A 19,361-nucleotide genomic window follows, 5' to 3' on the forward strand; every position below is an offset into this window, starting at 1 on the left:
ACCTCAGTATCCCCGATTTCAAATCCATTATGAAGCAGCTTGTAATTTTTTGTAACATTATTGTGCTGAGTATTTCTTTTGCAAAAGCGCAGGACAATGAAGTGTATATATTTTCTTATTTTAAACACAATGGAGAAGACGGCTTACACCTTGCATATAGCAAAGACGGATACCGGTTTACCGCGCTCAGCAAGGACAGTTCCTTTTTAAGGCCCCGGGTGAGTAAAGATAAACTCATGCGCGACCCCTGTATTATACGCGGGGCAGACGGGTTGTTTCATATGGTATGGACGGTAAGTTGGGGTGACAAGGGGATTGGTTATGCCTCATCGCCCGACCTGCTGCATTGGAGTGAACAGCGGTACCTGCCTGTAATGCAGCCCGAACCCGGTGCGCTCAATTGCTGGGCGCCCGAAATTACCTATGATGCAAAGCATAAGCAATACATGATTTATTGGGCAAGCACTGTACCCGGTCGTTTTGCGGCAACCGATTCTTCCGGCGATGAAAACTATAATCATCGCATATACTACACAACTACAAAAGATTTTATTGAGTTTTCTCCTTCAAAAATATTATACGATAAAGGGTTTAATGTAATTGATGCTACTGTTCAGCAGAGCGGCAAAAAGTATATCATGTTTTTGAAAGATGAAACAAAAAGACCCACACCGCAAAAAAATATCCGTATAGCCCTGAGTAATAAGATCAGTTCGGGGTATAGCGCTCCATCAAAATCCATTACAGGTAATTATTGGGCAGAGGGGCCAACCGCTGTAAAAATTAAGGGGCAATGGATCGTGTATTTTGATAAGTATACCCACCACCGGTATGGAGCTGTTATTTCATCCAACCTGGAGCATTGGACCGATATTTCCGATAAGATCTCTTTTCCGGAAGGCGCAAGGCACGGAACGGTATTTGTTATTACGCAAAAAGAATTCGAATCTTTTTTTGTCCGGTAATTTTATATTATCCGACACCCAATAAGTTCAGTATAGTTTACAAAATCCCTTTATTTTTGGAAGGTCAAACCGATACAATTATTACCGCCGGTTAAAACCTGTAAAATATTTACCAATGAAGCATGCTTATGTATTTCCCGGACAGGGGTCGCAGTTTGCGGGAATGGGGAAAGAATTATACGAAACAAATGCCACTGCAAAAACATTATTTGAAAGCGCCAACGATATAGCCGGCTTTCGCATTTCAGACATCATGTTCAATGGCACCGATGAAGATCTGAAGCAAACCAAAGTAACCCAGCCTGCGGTATTTCTGCATTCGGTTGTACTGTTTAAAACATTAGGGAACATTAGGCCGGATATGGTTGCCGGTCATTCGCTGGGCGAGTTTTCGGCATTGGTGGCCAATAAAACCCTGTCGTTTGAAGATGGGTTGAAACTGGTTATCGTTCGTGCACAGTCTATGCAAAAAGCATGTGAACTGCAGCCTTCGGCAATGGCGGCGGTGCTGGCCTTAGATGATGCCAGGGTAGAGGAGGTATGTGCCCTGATACAGCAGGAGACCGGCGAAATTGTTGTGCCGGCCAATTACAACTGCCCCGGACAAGTGGTAATAAGCGGATCGGTTAAAGGAATTGAAATAGCCTGCCAGCGCATGAAAGAAGCCGGGGCTAAAAGAGCATTGCCCCTGCCTGTAGGCGGCGCATTTCACTCCCCCTTAATGGAGCCGGCCAAAGCAGAACTTGCCGCGGCTGTTGAGGCTACGGTTTTTAATAACCCCTCCTGCCCGGTATACCAGAATGTAACCGGTTTGCCGGTAACAGACCCGGCAGTAATTAAAAGAAATCTCGTAGATCAACTAACCGGCGCCGTTAGGTGGACGCAGAGCGTACTGAAAATGATAGCCGATGACGCTACGGAGTTTACCGAAGTAGGGCCCGGGAAAGTATTGCAGGGATTGATTGTAAAAATTGATAAATCGGCAGTAGTAAATGGACAAAGCTAAGCCATAGTACCTTTGCGCAGGAACTGAACAACAGTATATAAATTGTAGCGCATGGCAAAGATCAAATTAAGCATACTCGATCAATCGGTTATTCATCATAATGGAAACGCCAGGCGGGCAATTGACGAAACCATCGCTACAGCAAAATTGGCCGATCAATTGGGCTATACCCGGTTTTGGGTTTCGGAACATCACAACTCCACTTTTATAGCGGGCACCGCCCCCGAAGTGCTGATGGTTAAGCTGGCCGATGAAACAAAGCATATCCGCATTGGCTCGGGAGGAATTATGCTGCCTAACCACAGTGCTTTTAAAGTTGCAGAAAACTTTCGGATGCTGGAAACGCTGTTTCCCGGTCGTATTGACCTTGGTATGGGAAGAGCCCCGGGCGGCGACCGCATTACCGCGTCCATTCTTAATCCATCCAACGATTTTAGCGAGGAAAGCTATTTGCGTCAACTGGAGCATTTACAACATTTTTTCAGGGATACGGCCGGAACACAACACGGTCCTGTAATTGCCGGTCCGCAGGCTCCGGGTGTGCCACTGCAATGGATACTCAGTTCAAGCGGTGGAAGCAGTTTAATTGCGGCAAAGTTTGGTATGGGGCTGGCAGTTGCCCGTTTTATTAACGGACTGGCACAGCCGGATGTGGTGGAAACCTATCGTAAAAACTTTGTTCCCTCTTCGCAATTTGAAAAGCCTCATGCGGTTTTATCTATCGCCGTACTTTGCGGTGAAACGGAAGAAACCGCCGCTCAAATGCGCAAATACCTTAATTATATTCATCTTCAGTTTGAGAAAGGTAATTATCAGAGCTTCGGTGATTATAACTCCATTAAAGAGTATGAATTTTCACCGGCAGAGCTGGAACGCATCGGCTATAACAGCGGCAGGGTGGTTTCGGGAACGAAAGAACGGGTAAAATCGCAATTAACCAGACTGGCAAATGATTTTGAAGTAGATGAAATTGTTGTAACTACCATTACAGATAATGCAGCCGACAGGCGGCGATCTTTTGAGCTGCTGGCGGAGGCTTTTGAACTTGAAGGAAAAAAAAGTAATTGAAAATATAGTTGAATAGTATTCGAGATGGCAGTTTGAGCCAGGGTTATTGTAAAAATGCCTCGAGGAGCCGGTTTAGGCTATTCTCCCTGCCCCGGATCCCGCAACCTGTCTACTTTTTTATTCAAATCCCGCAACTGCAAATCAATATGAGTTAAACGGCCATAAACAGCCCACATTGGTACGGAATCATCCTCTTTTACCAGGCTCAATTCGTCTTCCGTGTTGAAAGTTGATTCTTTTGATGTAGGCACACTGCTATCCGCATTATCGGTTTTGAGCCTGCCCTCTACTTCACTTAGACTGCTATTTTCAAAATCGAATAGGAGAAGATCATCTATAGAAACCCTAAGAACATTTGATAATTTTATAAGAATGTCAACATTGGGACGACTTCTGGCATTTTCATAATTGGACAGCACATTTTCCTTAAGACCGCATTCGGCTTCTATTTCAGCCTGGGTAAGCTTTCTTTTCTGGCGTAGAAATCTAATATTATTAGCAAGATGATTCATTTGTGTCAAAATTTTTTTTAAAAAAACAAAATAATATCTTGAAAGTTAAATTTTCTTTTACTATCTTGCGTACACAACAAGCGCAAAAGGAAATTATAGCCAAATATAGATATGAAATATATTCTTTTTTAAGAACAACTTTTAGTATCAATAAAGAAAACTAATTATTCATCTTCTAAAAATAAAAATTATGAAGCACTTTCACAACCTATACGGAGATGTACACAATAATGACCTTTTCCCGGAATCTTCCCAAAACAGTGAATCATATCATCTTAACCAGGAGCCTGTTGCATCGGATGGATAAGCAGGCAAACGGGCATACTGCTGCTGTTCATGCCAGCCTTTAACCTGTTTGAGACTTACTGGCATCCACCGTTGAACACGTAGCGTATTTTTCTGATCCTGTATCGCATTGATGATACGGCTATACAATTGATAACTGTATTTATTAGCACTGGCAGGGAACAGGATATTGCCAATTTTCTAACCTATTGAATAAAATAAACGTATTGGAAATGAGAAAATCAACCAATCCGGTACAAAAGGAAAAGCTACCTCTGGAACCCAAATTAAAGTGGCAAACCGGCGATTATGAACGTCACACCGAATTTAATCTTACACTTCCTTATCCATTTCTTTTATTATGCAGGCTAATGGATATTACACCTGAACAGATGGTGCGCGACTTTATGGATAATCTTTCCTGCGGTAGCTGGAACCGGCAGGGAAGAGACAAAGCAAAAGAACACCTGATCAATTATTTTATCGAACATGGTTATGGTCAGCATTATTATAAAGAAGATGATGTCCGGGAGATATTTAAAGAAATGGATGCGATAGGGCTTTTGTTCCCCAATAACGGGAACAGCAAAATGGTTGATCTGTATGCCAAATGGCGCGATAAGCATCAGACTTATTGGTTTAAGCAATGGTTCAGAAAGCCCAGACGAAAGCCGTCAAATAAAGCGAGCACCGTAAAAGGTGTGTAAGATCGCTTCATTAAAAAATAAAGCATATACAGATGAAGCCATTTACCCTGTATCATTTATGCCGCGATGCTTTTTCTTTTGTTCAGCAGCCTTTGGTTGATATTATTGTAAAGGCCGCAAAACCCGATATGATTTTCCTGCTGGGAGCATCTTTGAACCGGAGAAGAAGTGAAAGTATATTTAATGAAACGGCTCCCGCTTCCGGGCACATTTCGGGTTGCTGTTTTCTGATATTAATTCCAGACCTCTCTAATAAAGAGCTCTATGAATGGCAGGATAAAATAGAAAACAACTGCAAGCCCCTAATGCCTGTAGCAACCATTGTTTTACAAAGTACCACTTTTCAAGCATGGCTGAAAACGAGTGACAGATTTGCAGTGGCTGTGTGGCAATCGGCAGTGCCTGTATATGATTCCGGGAACCTTTCCCCGGTGGTTCCTTTAGATCTCCCCAACACATTTGCCGACAAAGACAACAAAAAGCAATATACCGACGGATTAACGAAAGCAAAAGAATTTTTGGCCGGATCGGAACTCTACAGGGTTAGAAAACAGCATGCTATGGCGGCCTTTATGCTACACCAGTCAGCAGAGCAGGCATTGCGTATACTATTAAAAGTAGGTACAGGCTATTATGCCAATACCCACAGCATTGACAGATTAATTCGTTACGCAGGTCTTGTATCCTGCCAATTGCCAGATATTTTCCCGCAGGAAACGGATCAGGAAAAGCGTCTTTTTGATCTTTTACAAAAAGCCTATATAGACACCCGTTATAAAGAGGATTATAAAATCAGTAATGATGATCTGTTATGCCTTACGGAAAAGGTCAGGCGTATCCATAAAATAGTATACGAGTTTGGGAAAAGCACGTTCAATACAGCAGTCTTATCATCAATACAATGAAATGAAAGAGAGAAAGACAATGATGAAGCGATTTCTATCGCAGTCAAAAAAAAGCCTGCCTTCGCTAAAGCTTTGGCAGGCGATGTGGTCCCGACAAGAATCGAACTTGTATCTAGAGTTTAGGAAACTCCTATTCTATCCATTGAACTACGGGACCAATATCTAATTGGGTTGCAAAAGTAACAGTTTTAGTGATTATCTTTCCTTTTCAAATGGGAACATTATGAAAAAAATGCTACTGGTGGTTATTGTTTTATTCTACTTTGCGAAAAATTATGGACAAAACCAGCAAAAGCCCCTGCTCAACCACATCGCTCAGTATGTTGTTGACCTGAAAACAAGTACCACTTTCTATACAGATATCGTAGGACTTGACACGATTCCCGAACCCTTTCATGATGGCAGGCATACCTGGTTCAGTGTTGGGCCCAAAAGTCACCTGCACCTGATACAAGGAGCTAAGGAAGCGGCAGCACACGATAAAAACACTCATTTATGTTTTACGGTTGCTTCTGTGCAGGAATTTATGACAGTCCTTAAAAAGAATAACATATCATACGAAAACTGGGCCGGCGAAAAAAATGCCGCGACCAACCGTGTGGATGGAGTTAAACAAATTTATTTCCGCGACCCTGATGGTTATTGGCTCGAAATCAACGATGCCAAAGATTGAACCCCAATCATGTGCGCACCTCATATTTCTTTATCTTTCCCATTCCCCTTCCTTATCTTTGCACCCCTAAAATGTGCGTATGAAGTTTTACACTCTGATTATAAAATACAGGCTGCCTTTGGGTTTTTTAGCGCTGGCATTGGCTGTTGTGGTAAATATTTATTCAGGATTTTGGCCTGCATTTGCTTTATATTTTGTTGCGCTGGTTGCCGTAGTGAGTCATTTCCTGTTTGGACCCATGCGTTTAATACAAGGGTATATGGAAGATGGCGACATTGATGGCGCCCAAAAAATATTGGATTCCATACGTTTTCCCAACCTGCTCATCAAACCCGTTCGCAGTGTATATTATTTTTTGAAATCGAACCTGGCCATGTTTAAACAGGATTTTGACGGCGCAGAAACCATGATGAAGAAGAGCCTGAGCCTGGGCATGCCCATGAAAGAAACTGAAGGTGCTGCTTATTTTCAGCTGGGAACCATAGCCATGCAAAAAAGCAATATGAGGCAGGCGGAAGAATACATTCGCAAAGCCATCCGCATAGGCCTGCCGGATAAGGAAAATACGGCCGCCGCTTACCTGCAAATGTGCCAGATTTTTATCAATAAAAGAGAGTTCCGCGCTGCCAAGGATTATTTTCGCCGGGCAAAAGAGCTGAAACCAACAACATCGCAGGTAGTAGACCAGATCAAACAGATTGAAAAATACATCAGCAGGATACCCGGGTAATGCAGGCCGGTTTCCATTGTTATAAAAAAAGCCGCAAACAGAAATGATGCGGCTTTTTTGCGGAAAAACAGTTTTTACTTTAAGGAGTTATTATGTTTATGGTATGTTAGCGCTCCTAAAGTGGCTTGTGCTATTCAATTGGTACAACGGCTGAAGTGTTCAATGCAACTAAGTAAATTTATTATAAACCCGTACATCCGCCAATACTACAAAGTGGTTATATACATGAGTTCAGTATTAGTAAACCTTCGCAATGGAAATACATTTATTCATTGATTAACTTTGGTTCATGTCATTTTTAAAAGAAAAGCTGCATATAAAGTTTAAGGAAGAGTACGATAAACTTAACGAACAGCAACGGAAGGCTGTGGATGCGATTGAAGGACCAGTAATGGTAATCGCCGGACCGGGTACTGGCAAAACCCAGATTCTCGCCAGCCGTATTGGCAAAATATTATTGGAAACCGATACTGCGCCTGAAAATATTCTTTGTCTTACCTACACCGATGCAGGCGTGGTGGCTATGCGTAAAAGATTACTGCAGTTTATTGGAGCCGATGCCTATAAGGTGAATATTTATACTTTTCATGCTTTTTGTAATGACGTGATACAGGAAAATCTTTCGCTGTTTGAAAAAACAGTACTTGATCCCATCTCGGATCTTGAAAAGATTGAGCTTTTCAAGGAATTGATAGACTCTTTTCCTAAAAATCACGCACTCAAAAGATACCGGGGCGATGTATATTTTGAAGTAAATAACCTGCAATCGTTGTTCAGTACAATGAAACGTGAAGGCTGGACTCCCGAAAACATCACTCAAAAAATAGACGACTATATAAAAAGCCTGCCAGACAGGGATGAATACAGGTATAAAAAGAAATACCGTGGGTTTAATGCCGGGGATATTAAGGTAGATAAAATGGATGAGGAAGTGGAAAAGATGGAAAAATTGCGTGCAGCGGTAAATGAATTTGATCGTTTTCAACAACTCATGAGAAAAAAGAACCGGTATGATTTTGATGATATGATCAATTGGGTCATCCGGGCTTTTGAAGAAAATAAAAGTCTCCTGTCCAATTACCAGGAACGTTTTCAATATATACTGGTGGATGAATACCAGGATACGAGTGGCACGCAAAACAGGCTGGTGCAATTGCTGATCAGTTATTGGGATAAGCCGAATGTATTTGTGGTAGGTGATGATGACCAGAGCATTTATCGCTTCCAGGGCGCCAATGTGGAAAATATGCTCCGGTTTGCAGATAATTATAAAAACGACCTGCTTACAGTAGTGCTTACCAATAATTACCGGTCTACCCAACCCATTTTAGATATTTCAAAGTCGCTTATTGACCGCAATGAGGAGAGGCTGGTAAAGCAAATCGAAGGGTTGAGTAAACAGCTCATTTCTTCCAATCAGCGCATCAGTCATCTTACCCACCATCCCCAGATATATGAATACGAAACCCAGCGTCAGGAAATGGTGGGCATAACAGTGCAGGTGGAAAAATTAATACTGAATGGTATACCACCGGGGCGTATCGCTGTTATTTACAAGGAAAACAAGTATGGGGAAGAATTGTCCCAATACTTTACACTACGCCATATACCGGTTTACAGTAAGCGAAAATTGAACATTTTAGAATTGCCATTGGCTAAAAAAATTGTGCTGTTGCTTAAATATATTGCTGCAGAACATGATATAGCTTATAGTGGAGATGAAATGTTGTTTGAAATTTTACATTTTGACTGGTTCAATATTCCGGCAATAGAAATTGCAAAGATTAGCATTGAAGTTGCAGACAGAAGGTATGGAGGTAATAAAACCTCTATCCGCGAAATCTTACCGGAAAAAGCAAAAACTCCTGCCAAAGACCTTTTCAGTACCGGGTTGCACGATGGATTAAAACAAGCCTCAATAGTAATTGAGAACCTTATTGCCTCGGTACCCAATGTAACGCTGCAGCAATTGTTTGAACAGATTATCCGTGAAGGCGGTGTTTTGCATCATATTATGCAAAGCACAGACAAACACTGGCAGTTACAGGTTTTAACCGGTTTATTTGATTTCCTGAAAGATGAAACACACCGCAATCCATTGCTTAACCTTCAGCAACTGGTAAATCTTATTGAATTAATGGAAAAAGAAGGAATTGCCTTACCGTTGGTTCAGGTGAGTGGAAGTGATAAAGGGGTAAACCTGTTAACGGCCCATGGTTCAAAAGGACTTGAATTTGAACATGTATTATTTGCCGGCTGCAATGCCAACGCATGGGAGAAGAAGAGAAAGCCGGGGGGAGGATATAGCTTGCCCGATACTATGTTTACTTCACAACCCAAACATAAAGAAGATGAGGAATTAAGAAGATTGTTTTATGTGGCTTTAACAAGGGCCGAGCTGCATCTGTATATTTCTTACAGTAAATTTAAAAACGATGGTAAAGAGCTTGAGCCTTCTATGTTTATAGCCGAAATCCAGGAGCAGCAGAATATACCGGCAGAGCAGGTAGTACTGGATAATGAAGTGTTGTCGGACTTTGCCGCACTTGCTTTTATGGAACCGGACGCGCCTGAAATTGAAAAAATAGAAGAAGCGTTTGTAAGCCGGTTGCTCGAAAAATTCGTAATGAATGTTACAGCGCTGAATAATTACCTTAAATGCCCGCTGCAATTTTATTTTAATAACCTTATCCGCATTCCTTCTCCCAAAAATGAAGCTACAGAATTTGGGTCTGCGGTGCATGATGCGCTTGAAAAACTATTTCGTAAAATGTCCGCCCGGCCAACCCATTCTGACGGGCAGGAAGGAGGCAAAGCGCAATTTCCGTCTAAAGAAGAGTTCATCACTGATTTTGAAGAATATATGCATCGCCACCGCGAAAGTTTTACCAGGGAGCAGTTTGCCCGGCGGATGGAATACGGGCAGGAAGTGTTGAGCAATTATTACGATAAGTATATACATCAGTTTAATAAAATTGTTGCCATAGAAAGGAATATCAGAAATGTTGTTGTGAAAGAAGTTCCTTTAAAAGGAAAATTGGATAAACTGGAGTTTGAAGGCAAATTGGTTAACGTTGTAGATTATAAAACGGGCGACCCGGATAAAGCCAGTACTAAATTGAAAGGCCCCAACGACAAAGACCCTAATGGCGGAGACTACTGGCGCCAGGCTGTTTTTTATAAATTGCTGGTTGAGGAATCGAAAACGAATAATTGGGAAGTTATAAGTACTGAGTTTGATTTTATAGAACCTGATAAAAAGAAAAATTACAGGAAAGTAAAGCTGATCATTAATCCTGCGGATATTACCACTGTTACTGAACAGATAAAATCAACCTGGGAAAAAATTCAAAACAGGGATTTCTATACCGGCTGCGGTAAACCCGATTGCCACTGGTGCAATTTTGTAAAAAACAATAACCTGGCAGTAGCTTTGCATGAAATAGTAGAAGATGATAATAATGATACTTCATACCTGATACCTGAGGCCTGATACCTTATACTTTAAGGCATTATTAATAAAACAATACGCTGCAAAAGCTACAAACCTGCTAAGTTTGCAGATTTGAAAGGGATAAGCGAACATCAATGAAAAAAGTCTTCTGCGCCGTTGTTATTATACTGCTCCTTTATAAATTGCTGGTATTTACATCGGGCTGTGCGCAAATTATACCACCTACCGGCGGACCAAGGGATTCACTTCCACCGGTAATGCTTGGCGCTGTGCCTAAAGATTCAACGCTTAATTTTACAGGCAATAAAATAACCCTCACTTTTGATGAATATATTCAATTAGACCGGCCCGAAGAACAATTGGTTATTTCACCGGTACCCAAAGTATCGCCGCTCATTGAAGCAAGATTGAAGGAAGTTACCATCCGCATTAAAGACACGCTGGAAGAAAATACAACCTATAGCATCAATTTCGGAAAATCGCTGAAGGATATTAATGAAGGCAATCCTGCAAAGCAATTCACCTACCTTTTTTCTACCGGTACATATATTGACAGCAGCACTCTTTCCGGGAAAGTTATTGTGGCTGAAACCGGGCGCCCCGACAGCACTTTAATTGTAATGCTCCACCGCAATTTCGATGATTCAGTGGTTTCAAAAGAAAAGCCAAGATATTTTACACGGTTAGACAGTGCAGGCCGTTTTATTTTCAATAATATTGCTCCCGGCCGCTATAATATTTTTGCATTGAAAGACCAGGGCGGACAAAAAATGTATATGCGCAACAGTGATCTGTTTGCCTTTTACGACAGCATGGTAACAGTGGGCGATAACAACATACACCCGGTATTGTATGCCTTTGCAGAAGAACCCGAAGAACAGAGACCCGGCGGCAAGCGGCAGGCGGTGGCCACATCAAAAACTGCCGCTGCAAAAAAGGAGAAAAAGCTCAGCTACAGTACCAGTCTTGAAACCAACCAGCAGGATTTACTTGGTGATCTAACCCTTACTTTCAGCGAACCACTGCAATTCTTCGACAGCACCAAGCTCCACTTTACCGATACCTTATTTCAACCGGTAAGTGGCTATAGCCTTGAAGCGGATTCTGTAAATAAATCATTTACCCTTACTTATCCCTGGAAGGAAGAACAGGACTTCCGGCTGGTATTAGAAAAAGATATAGCCAAAGACTCCTCCGGAACGGAACTGGCAAAGGCAGACACTGTACGGTTTAAAACAAAAAAGAACAGCGACTATGGCAGGTTAAAAATACGGCTGCAGAACCTGGATACGGCTCAGCATATTGTATTGGTTTTTTATAAGGCCGATAAAATAGAAAAGTCGCAGCCTGTAACCGGCAGGGAAGTGAATTTTACATTATTCCACTCCGGTGATTATGAGATTCGCATTCTGTATGACCGCAATAGCAACAGTAAATGGGATACCGGCAATTACTGGCAAAAGGTGCAGCCTGAAAAAATAGTGTCCGATGGGAAAAAATATACAGTGCGGCCGAATTGGGATAATGAAATTACCATTGAACTTCCTGTACAGCCGCCGGGTGATGTAACAGGTGGATGATTGGTTGAATAGTTGTTGCACAACCTGCAACCTTGTACCCTGGAACTTGTACCTTTCACCCTGCAACTTGTTATATCTTTGCGCTATGCAAATTTCTTCTTCCTTACTTGAAAATGCTGTTAATGAATTTGCCCGCTTGCCCGGCATTGGAAAAAAAACGGCGCTGCGCTTAGTATTGCATTTGATTAAGCAGAGTCCCGAAGATGTACAAAGGTTCACCAATACCATTGACCGGATGAAAAAAGAAGTGCTGTTTTGTACGGTATGCCATAATATTTCCGACAGTAATTTGTGTAATATTTGCGGTAATCCTTCCCGCAAAAAAGAAACCATTTGCGTGGTGGAAACCATACGCGATGTAATTGCGGTGGAAAGCACCCAGCAATACAATGGCTTATACCATGTTTTGGGTGGCATTATTTCACCGTTGGATGGTGTTGGGCCCGATCAGTTAAATATTGAGACGCTTTTGCAACGCATACAAAAGGGTGATGTAGAGGAAGTGATCTTTGCGCTTAGTCCCAATATCCAGGGCGATACCACTATTTACTACATACAGAAAAAGCTTGGGTCAGGCCATGTAAAGGTTACTACCATTGCCCGCGGCATTTCATTTGGCGGCGAGCTGGAGTATGCCGATGAGCTTACTTTAGGCAGGAGTTTGCAGAACAGGATGCCGGTTGAAAAGTACGTCTCGCACTAAGGCTTTTTATTTTCAATATACTATCGTACATTTGCGCCACATATACAGGCAGATTTGTTTATTGTTCAGCCTGATTAAAAAACAGAACTAATAAACGCTAAGAAACCCCCATCATTAAAGTTTCCCAACGTTTTGTAGTTCAATAATAATTTTTTGGAGGCAGCGGACATGCTGTTGTTAAGCATGCTCATTAATACCGGGCGCCGCACCCTTCTAATGTTGTTTAACTTAAATAAGGGAAGCATGAATGATATCCGCGATATACTAAAGCAACGTATTCTTATTATAGATGGCGCCATGGGCACCATGATACAGCAGTATAAACTTTCGGAAGCAGATTACCGTGGCGAACGTTTTAAAGACTGGCCTTCCGATGTAAAGGGTAATAACGATCTCCTGAGCATTACACAACCGCAAATCATTACCGAAATTCATAAACAATACCTGGCCGCCGGTGCAGATATTATTGAAACCAATACTTTTAGCAGCACCACAATTGCGCAGGCCGATTATGATATGCAGTCGCTGGCCTATGAGTTGAATGTAGCTGCCGCTCAATGCGCTAAGGAAGCGGTTAAGCAATCGGGTAAACAAGCCTGGGTAGCAGGTGCTATGGGACCCTTAAATAAAACGCTCAGTCTTTCTCCCGATGTAAATAATCCCGGCTTCAGGGCCGTAACGTTTGACCAGGTAGTAGCCGCTTATTATGAACAGGTAAAAGGTTTGTCCGATGGAGGTGTTGATATATTATTGGTTGAAACCATTTTTGATACGCTCAATGCCAAGGCTGCCATTTATGCTATAAAGCAATTTTATCACGATCATCCCCAATTACAGCCTGCGGAAATCATGATCAGCGGCACTATTACCGATGCTTCGGGCCGTACCCTGAGCGGGCAAACCTTAGAAGCTTTTTATACTTCAGTAATGCATGCAAAGCCGTTAAGTATAGGTTTGAATTGCGCATTAGGCGCAAAAGAAATGCGTTCGCACATAGAAGAGCTGTCGCAGATGGCATCCTGCTACGTGTCTGCATATCCTAATGCCGGCTTGCCCAATGCCATGGGCGAATACGATGAAACGCCCGATGAAACGGCGCATTTTTTGGAAGAATGGGCGGAGAGAAGATTTGTGAATATTGTAGGCGGATGCTGTGGTACAACACCCGATCATATTAAGCATATAGCGGATTCTGTAAAAAGGTTACAACCCAGGGTTTTGCCCGTAGTGGAGAAGGAGTTGGTTTGAATAATTTGATAATGTGGGAAATGAATTTGAAAATATGTGGATTTGAAAATTTGAAAATGCAATGTCCGGCTCTATATTATCACAATCTGCGACTTCAAGTTGAAGAAGACTATGGCACTGAAAGCTGATCGCATTAAAACGCTAACCAAAAATTACACATATGAAAGCACAAAAGCAGGTGCCAGATATAACAACCAATGAAATTGTAGATAAGATTTACGTGGTGAGAGGAGTGAAGGTTATGTTAGATAAAGATCTGGCAGAAATGTACGGAGTTGAAACGAGAGTATTAAACCAGGCGGTTCAAAGGAATCTTTCACGGTTTCCGTATGATTTTATGTTTCAGTTGACGGAAGATGAATTTAAAAACTTGATATCACAATTTGTGATATCAAGTTGGGGTGGCACCCGCAAAATGCCTTATGCATTTACGGAGCATGGTGTTGCAATGCTTTCATCCGTCCTGAGGTCGGAGCAAGCTATTCAGGTAAATATCCGGATTGTAAGAGTGTATACAAGGATGCGGCAACTCATACTGGATAATAAAGAACTTTGGTTGAAAATTGAAAAGATAGAACAATCGCTGGCAAAAAAAGACGAAGAGGTGCAGGCTATTTTTAAAGTGTTGAAAAGTTTACTGGTGAAAGAAGAGAAACCAAGGGAACCTATAGGTTTCAAAATCTCCGGGAAGAAATGAAATTATATAAGAAATAAGGGCGACAAACTTGATATTGCAAATTGCGACTTCAAGTTTGCTAAAAGCTAAATAATGAAAGCTGATAATAGACAACTGAAAGCTGACTGCTCGCGGCTGATGGTCCATAGCTAACCGCTAAAACTAAAAAACCATGTCTGAACCTGTAGTTATAAAACCATATCTCCGTTTATCGGGCCTCGAGCCCTTAGTGGTTCGCCCCGAAACAAACTTTGTAAATATAGGTGAGCGTACAAATGTTACCGGCTCAAAAAAATTCGCCCGTTTGGTGAGGGATGGCAAATATGAAGAAGCGTTAAGCGTTGCCCGGCAGCAGGTCGAAAACGGCGCCCAGGTCCTGGATGTAAACATGGATGACGCCATGCTGGAAGGTATAACGGCCATGACCACCTTCCTTAACCTTCTGCAAAGCGAGCCCGATATCGCCAGGATCCCCATTATGATTGATTCTTCCAAATTTGAGATCATTGAAGCAGGATTAAAATGTGTGCAGGGCAAGTGCATTGTTAACTCCATCTCCATGAAAGAAGGAGAAGAGAAATTTATCCGCCAGGCGGAAATATGCAAAATGTTTGGCGCTTCGGTTATTGTAATGGCTTTTGATGAGCAGGGACAGGCTGATACAAAAGAGCGAAAGATAGAGATAAGCCATAAAGCATATAAAATCCTTACCCAAAAAGTAGGATACGATCCGCAGGACATCATTTTCGATCCTAATATTTTTGCCATTGCTACCGGCATTGAAGAGCACAATAACTATGCGGTAGATTTTATTGAGGCTACAAAGGAAATAAAACGACTGATGCCGCTAACCAGAATAAGCGGTGGCGTAAGCAATGTATCCTTTTCTTTCCGCGGTAATGATCATGTGCGGGAAGCCATGCATTCCGTTTTTTTATATCATGCTATTAAGGCCGGAATGGATATGGGTATTGTAAATGCCGGTCAATTGGTTGTGTATGATGAGATAGACCCCAAATTGCGGCAATTGTGCGAAGATGTAATATTGAACAGGAACAATGATAACAATGAAGCAACGGAAAAGCTCATCGCTTTTGCTGAAACGGTAAAGGCAAAAGGAAAAGAAGTTGTTAAAGATAATGCATGGCGCAATAGCTCTGTTGAGGAACGGCTTACACATTCACTGGTAAACGGGATAACTGATTTTATTGATATTGATACGGAAGAAGCGCGGCTGAAGTATCCTCGTCCATTAGATGTTATTGAAGGTCCGCTGATGGATGGCATGAATGTGGTGGGAGATTTATTTGGTGCGGGAAAAATGTTTTTGCCACAAGTGGTAAAATCGGCAAGAGTGATGAAAAAATCCGTTGCTATACTAACGCCTTATATAGAAGCCGCAAAATCCGAAGTATCTGATGCACCTACTATTTTGCTGGCAACAGTAAAAGGAGATGTACATGATATTGGTAAAAATATAGTAGGTGTGGTACTGGGCTGCAATGGCTATAATATAAAAGACCTGGGTGTGATGGTACCCACTGATAAAATATTGGATGAAGCGGTAAAATGCGGAGCCGCCATGGTAGGAGTGAGCGGTTTAATTACCCCATCGCTCGATGAAATGGTTCATGTAGCGCATGAAATGAAACGGCGGGGTATGAACCTGCCTTTGCTGATCGGCGGCGCTACCACTTCGCGTATGCATACAGCCGTTAAAATTGCACCCCAGTACGATCATGGGGTGGTACATGTGCTGGATGCCAGCAGGAGCGTAACGGTTGCGGGTGCATTACTGAATGAGCAAAAAGAAAAATTCCTGGAGGGGATCAGTGCCGAATACCAGAAACTAAAAACCGATTTCGAAAATAAGAAACCGGTTAAACAGTATATTTCTTATGAAGCCGCACAGTCCAATAAAGTAAAAATTGATTGGGAAAATTATGCTGCTCCCGTACCTTCTTTTACCGGCACAAAAATATTCAGAGAGTATGATCTGAAGGAAATACGACAGTATATTGACTGGAAGCCATTTTTTATAGCATGGGAACTGCATGGCAATTTTCCGCAAATATTAACAGACGAAAAAGTAGGTGTTGAAGCCACTAAGTTATTCAACGATGCAAATGCTTTGCTGGACCAGATCGTTGCTGAAAAAGGGGTAACGGCTCATGGTGTTATCGGCTTTTGGCAAGCCAATACCACTACGCCGGATACCATTGAAGTAAAGAACGGTGGATCAAAAATAAGATTAGAATCCCTGCGGCAACAAATTAAGAAAGCGCCCGGACAGCCCAACCTCTCCCTGGCAGATTTTATTGCTCCACAAACTACCGGTGTGCAGGATTACATGGGTGCTTTTTCCGTTACTATAAAAGGAATAGAACCTCATATCAAAAAATTTGAAGCGGAGCATGATGATTATAATAAAATAACGATGCAGGCCTTGTGCGATCGCTTAGTAGAGGCTTTTGCGGAATGTTTGCACCAGCGGACAAGAAAAGAATTCTGGGGTTATGTAAAAGAGGAAGCATTGAGCAATGAAGAACTGATCAAAGAAAAATACCAGGGTATCCGTCCCGCGCCGGGTTATCCCGCCTGTCCCGATCACTTAGAAAAATATAAGCTGTTCAACCTGCTGGGCGGCGAAGAGGCAACAGGCATTCATCTCACAGAATCTTTAGCTATGTACCCCGCATCATCGGTATGTGGCTGGTATTTCAGTCACCCGCAAAGCCAGTATTTTGGCGTGGGCAAAATTCAGCAGGATCAGTTTGAAGATTATGTAAAACGAAGCGGTTCCGGTGAAGAAGAAATGCAAAGATGGCTGAGACCGGTGCTTGAATGATTAAGAAAAGTTGGAAACCATGAAGAATCGTAATAAAATATACGGGTTAGCGGAACAAAAAAATGCCGGGAGACAGGTTAATGCAAGGCATACTCACCTTCCTTCGTCTAAATTCAATTTTTATTATCAACGCTCATTTCAATAATTTTGCTTTCCGTTTTATTGCATAAACCCCGGATATTACACTAATCATTTGGAACAATGAAAGCAAGAGTACTCAAAATACACAAGAAAGATAATGTGCTGGTGGCACTTACCAATTTAAAGAAAGGCGAAAGTATTGAGCATAACGGTGTTGCCTATACGTTGGTTGACGATGTAGATGCAAAGCATAAGTTTTTTATTGGAGACATGAAAGCCGGTGACCCGGTATACATGTATGGCGTATTGGTAGGCAAACTACAGTTTGACGTGCCCCAAGGCGGGCGGATGACAACCGATAATACCAAACATGCGGCCGACCCTTATGATTACCGCGGCGTAAAATACGAATGGCATGCGCCGGATGTGTCTAAGTTTAAGAACAGAACCTTTAATGGCTATCACCGCAGTGATGGCAGGGTAGGCACGGCCAATTACTGGTTGTTTCTTCCTACGGTTTTTTGCGAGAACCGCAACTTAGATGTAATTCGGGAAGCATTACACAATGAATTAGGGTACGCGGTAACGGATAAGTATAAGTCGTATACCAAATACCTTGTAGATGCATATAAGGAAGGTGGGGATATCAATAATCTTCAGATCGCTGATGTGGAGCCAGACCCTGTCCAGCGCAGGGTATTCAAAAATATTGACGGCATAAAATTCCTCAATCACCAGGGGGGCTGCGGCGGCACGCGTCAGGACGCGGCTACGCTGGGAAGGCTTTTAGCAGCTTATTCCGATCATCCCAATGTAGGCGGCGTAACAGTTTTGAGCCTGGGTTGCCAGAATTTACAGGTACAGGATTATCTCAAATATCTTAAAGAACGTAATCCCGGCTTTGATAAACCCTTATATATTTTTGAACAGCAGCAGTCGCAGAGTGAGGAACAATTGGTTGCGGAAGCCATTCGTAAAACCTTTACCGGCTTAACAGAATTAAATAAAGCGGAAAGAAAACCGGCTCCTCTTACCGAATTGTGCATTGGCGTAAAATGCGGGGGGAGTGATGGCTTTAGTGGAATATCTGCTAATCCCGCTGTTGGGTATTGTGCCGATCTTGTAGTAGCACTGGGCGGTAAAATTTTGCTGGCCGAATTTCCCGAACTGTGCGGCGCTGAGCAGGAACTGATAGACCGGTCGGTTGATGAACCTACAGCCCGCAAGTTCATGCATTTAATGAGAAGTTATGATGAAATGGCGCACAAGGTAGGTTCGGGATTTCATATGAATCCTTCACCCGGCAATATCAAAGACGGATTGATTACCGATGCTATAAAATCCACAGGTGCAGCAAAAAAAGGAGGCACTTCACCGGTGGAGGATGTGCTGGATTATACGGAAAAAGTAAGGAAGCCTGGTTTGAGCTTAGTTTGTACACCCGGTAATGATGTGGAAGCCACTACCGGTAAAACAGCATCGGGTTCAACACTTATTTTATTTACTACAGGGCTGGGCACGCCAACGGGCAACCCTGTTTGCCCTACCATTAAAGTAGCTACCAATTCATCGCTTGCAAAACGGATGAAAGATATAATTGACATTGATACCGGTCCTGTTATTGAAGGAGAAAAAACAATTGAGGAAATGGGTGAAGAGATACTGGAGTATTGTATTAAAGCCGCCAGTGGCGAAGTGATACCCAAAGCGGTGCAATTAAACCAGGATGATTTTATTCCGTGGAAAAGAGGGGTGTCTTTGTAAAGTGGTAAGTGCTAAGTGAGAAGTGAGAGGTTGTGTATGCCTAAAATAGGTTGACAAAAAACAGTCACTTATGCGGCAAGTTAACTCAAAATTAGAAATCCGTGAGCATCGGATTTTCTCTGAGGAATTAAAAAAGAAAGCGATTAAGGAATTAGT

15 protein-coding genes and 1 tRNA gene are annotated in these 19,361 nt (G+C 42.3%); 14 read left to right on the forward strand and 2 right to left on the reverse strand.

The window, feature by feature from the left end; all coding sequences use genetic code 11:
- Positions 1 to 29: 29 nt before the first annotated feature.
- The 3 genes from FRX45_RS14030 (at position 30) to FRX45_RS14040 (ending at position 3,039) form a co-directional block, all read left to right on the forward strand.
- Complete coding sequence (locus FRX45_RS14030) at positions 30 to 965, forward strand: glycoside hydrolase family 43 protein (protein ID WP_152269066.1); 936 nt, start codon at positions 30 to 32, stop codon at positions 963 to 965.
- A 115-nt stretch (positions 966 to 1,080) separates the two neighbouring features.
- Positions 1,081 to 1,971: an ACP S-malonyltransferase gene (fabD, locus tag FRX45_RS14035; RefSeq protein WP_152269067.1), complete on the forward strand. Its 891-nt coding sequence runs from the start codon at positions 1,081 to 1,083 to the stop codon at positions 1,969 to 1,971.
- Between the two features lie 51 nt (positions 1,972 to 2,022).
- Positions 2,023 to 3,039: an LLM class flavin-dependent oxidoreductase gene (locus tag FRX45_RS14040; RefSeq protein WP_152269068.1), complete on the forward strand. Its 1,017-nt coding sequence runs from the start codon at positions 2,023 to 2,025 to the stop codon at positions 3,037 to 3,039.
- Between the two features lie 77 nt (positions 3,040 to 3,116).
- On the opposite strand, the gene FRX45_RS14045 is transcribed toward FRX45_RS14040, so the two are convergent.
- Positions 3,117 to 3,551 (reverse strand): helix-turn-helix domain-containing protein, encoded by a 435-nt coding sequence (locus tag FRX45_RS14045; protein ID WP_152269069.1) that lies wholly within the window; start codon positions 3,549 to 3,551, stop codon positions 3,117 to 3,119.
- A 518-nt stretch (positions 3,552 to 4,069) separates the two neighbouring features.
- Here FRX45_RS14045 and FRX45_RS14050 point away from each other — a divergent pair.
- Positions 4,070 to 4,543 carry a hypothetical protein gene (locus FRX45_RS14050; protein ID WP_152269070.1) on the forward strand — a complete coding sequence of 158 codons (474 nt, stop codon included), beginning with the start codon at positions 4,070 to 4,072 and terminating at the stop codon, positions 4,541 to 4,543.
- Positions 4,544 to 4,575: 32 nt separating this feature from the next.
- Positions 4,576 to 5,448, forward strand: a complete 873-nt coding sequence (locus FRX45_RS14055) for a HEPN domain-containing protein (RefSeq protein ID WP_152269071.1) — start codon at positions 4,576 to 4,578, stop codon at positions 5,446 to 5,448.
- Between the two features lie 85 nt (positions 5,449 to 5,533).
- Here the strand turns inward: FRX45_RS14055 and FRX45_RS14060 are convergent.
- Positions 5,534 to 5,605, reverse strand: a tRNA-Arg gene (locus FRX45_RS14060).
- Positions 5,606 to 5,671: 66 nt separating this feature from the next.
- On the opposite strand from FRX45_RS14060, the gene FRX45_RS14065 reads away from it, so the two are divergent.
- The 9 genes from FRX45_RS14065 (at position 5,672) to FRX45_RS14105 (ending at position 19,205) form a co-directional block, all read left to right on the forward strand.
- Positions 5,672 to 6,121 carry a VOC family protein gene (locus FRX45_RS14065; RefSeq protein ID WP_152269072.1) on the forward strand — a complete coding sequence of 150 codons (450 nt, stop codon included), beginning with the start codon at positions 5,672 to 5,674 and terminating at the stop codon, positions 6,119 to 6,121.
- Positions 6,122 to 6,200: 79 nt separating this feature from the next.
- Positions 6,201 to 6,851, forward strand: a complete 651-nt coding sequence (locus FRX45_RS14070) for a tetratricopeptide repeat protein (RefSeq protein WP_152269073.1) — start codon at positions 6,201 to 6,203, stop codon at positions 6,849 to 6,851.
- A 289-nt stretch (positions 6,852 to 7,140) separates the two neighbouring features.
- A complete protein-coding gene (locus FRX45_RS14075) occupies positions 7,141 to 10,344 on the forward strand; it encodes an ATP-dependent helicase (protein WP_152269074.1) in 3,204 nt (1,067 codons plus the stop codon).
- 95 nt (positions 10,345 to 10,439) lie between these two features.
- Positions 10,440 to 11,885 carry an Ig-like domain-containing domain gene (locus FRX45_RS14080; protein WP_152269075.1) on the forward strand — a complete coding sequence of 482 codons (1,446 nt, stop codon included), beginning with the start codon at positions 10,440 to 10,442 and terminating at the stop codon, positions 11,883 to 11,885.
- A gap of 85 nt (positions 11,886 to 11,970) precedes the next feature.
- Positions 11,971 to 12,588: a recombination mediator RecR gene (recR, locus tag FRX45_RS14085; protein ID WP_152269076.1), complete on the forward strand. Its 618-nt coding sequence runs from the start codon at positions 11,971 to 11,973 to the stop codon at positions 12,586 to 12,588.
- Positions 12,589 to 12,831: 243 nt separating this feature from the next.
- The gene (locus FRX45_RS14090) at positions 12,832 to 13,836 is read left to right on the forward strand and encodes a homocysteine S-methyltransferase family protein (protein WP_152269077.1); all 1,005 of its coding nucleotides are present in this window, start codon (positions 12,832 to 12,834) and stop codon (positions 13,834 to 13,836) included.
- A gap of 160 nt (positions 13,837 to 13,996) precedes the next feature.
- Entirely contained in the window at positions 13,997 to 14,533 is a 537-nt protein-coding gene (locus FRX45_RS14095; protein ID WP_152269078.1) for an ORF6N domain-containing protein, read from the forward strand.
- 151 nt (positions 14,534 to 14,684) lie between these two features.
- Positions 14,685 to 17,360 carry a methionine synthase gene (gene metH / locus FRX45_RS14100; protein WP_152269079.1) on the forward strand — a complete coding sequence of 892 codons (2,676 nt, stop codon included), beginning with the start codon at positions 14,685 to 14,687 and terminating at the stop codon, positions 17,358 to 17,360.
- A 201-nt stretch (positions 17,361 to 17,561) separates the two neighbouring features.
- Positions 17,562 to 19,205: a UxaA family hydrolase gene (locus FRX45_RS14105; RefSeq protein WP_152269080.1), complete on the forward strand. Its 1,644-nt coding sequence runs from the start codon at positions 17,562 to 17,564 to the stop codon at positions 19,203 to 19,205.
- Positions 19,206 to 19,361 lie beyond the last annotated feature (156 nt).

It is taken from the genome of Agriterribacter humi (assembly GCF_009192765.1).
Lineage (GTDB): Bacteria > Bacteroidota > Bacteroidia > Chitinophagales > Chitinophagaceae > Agriterribacter > Agriterribacter humi.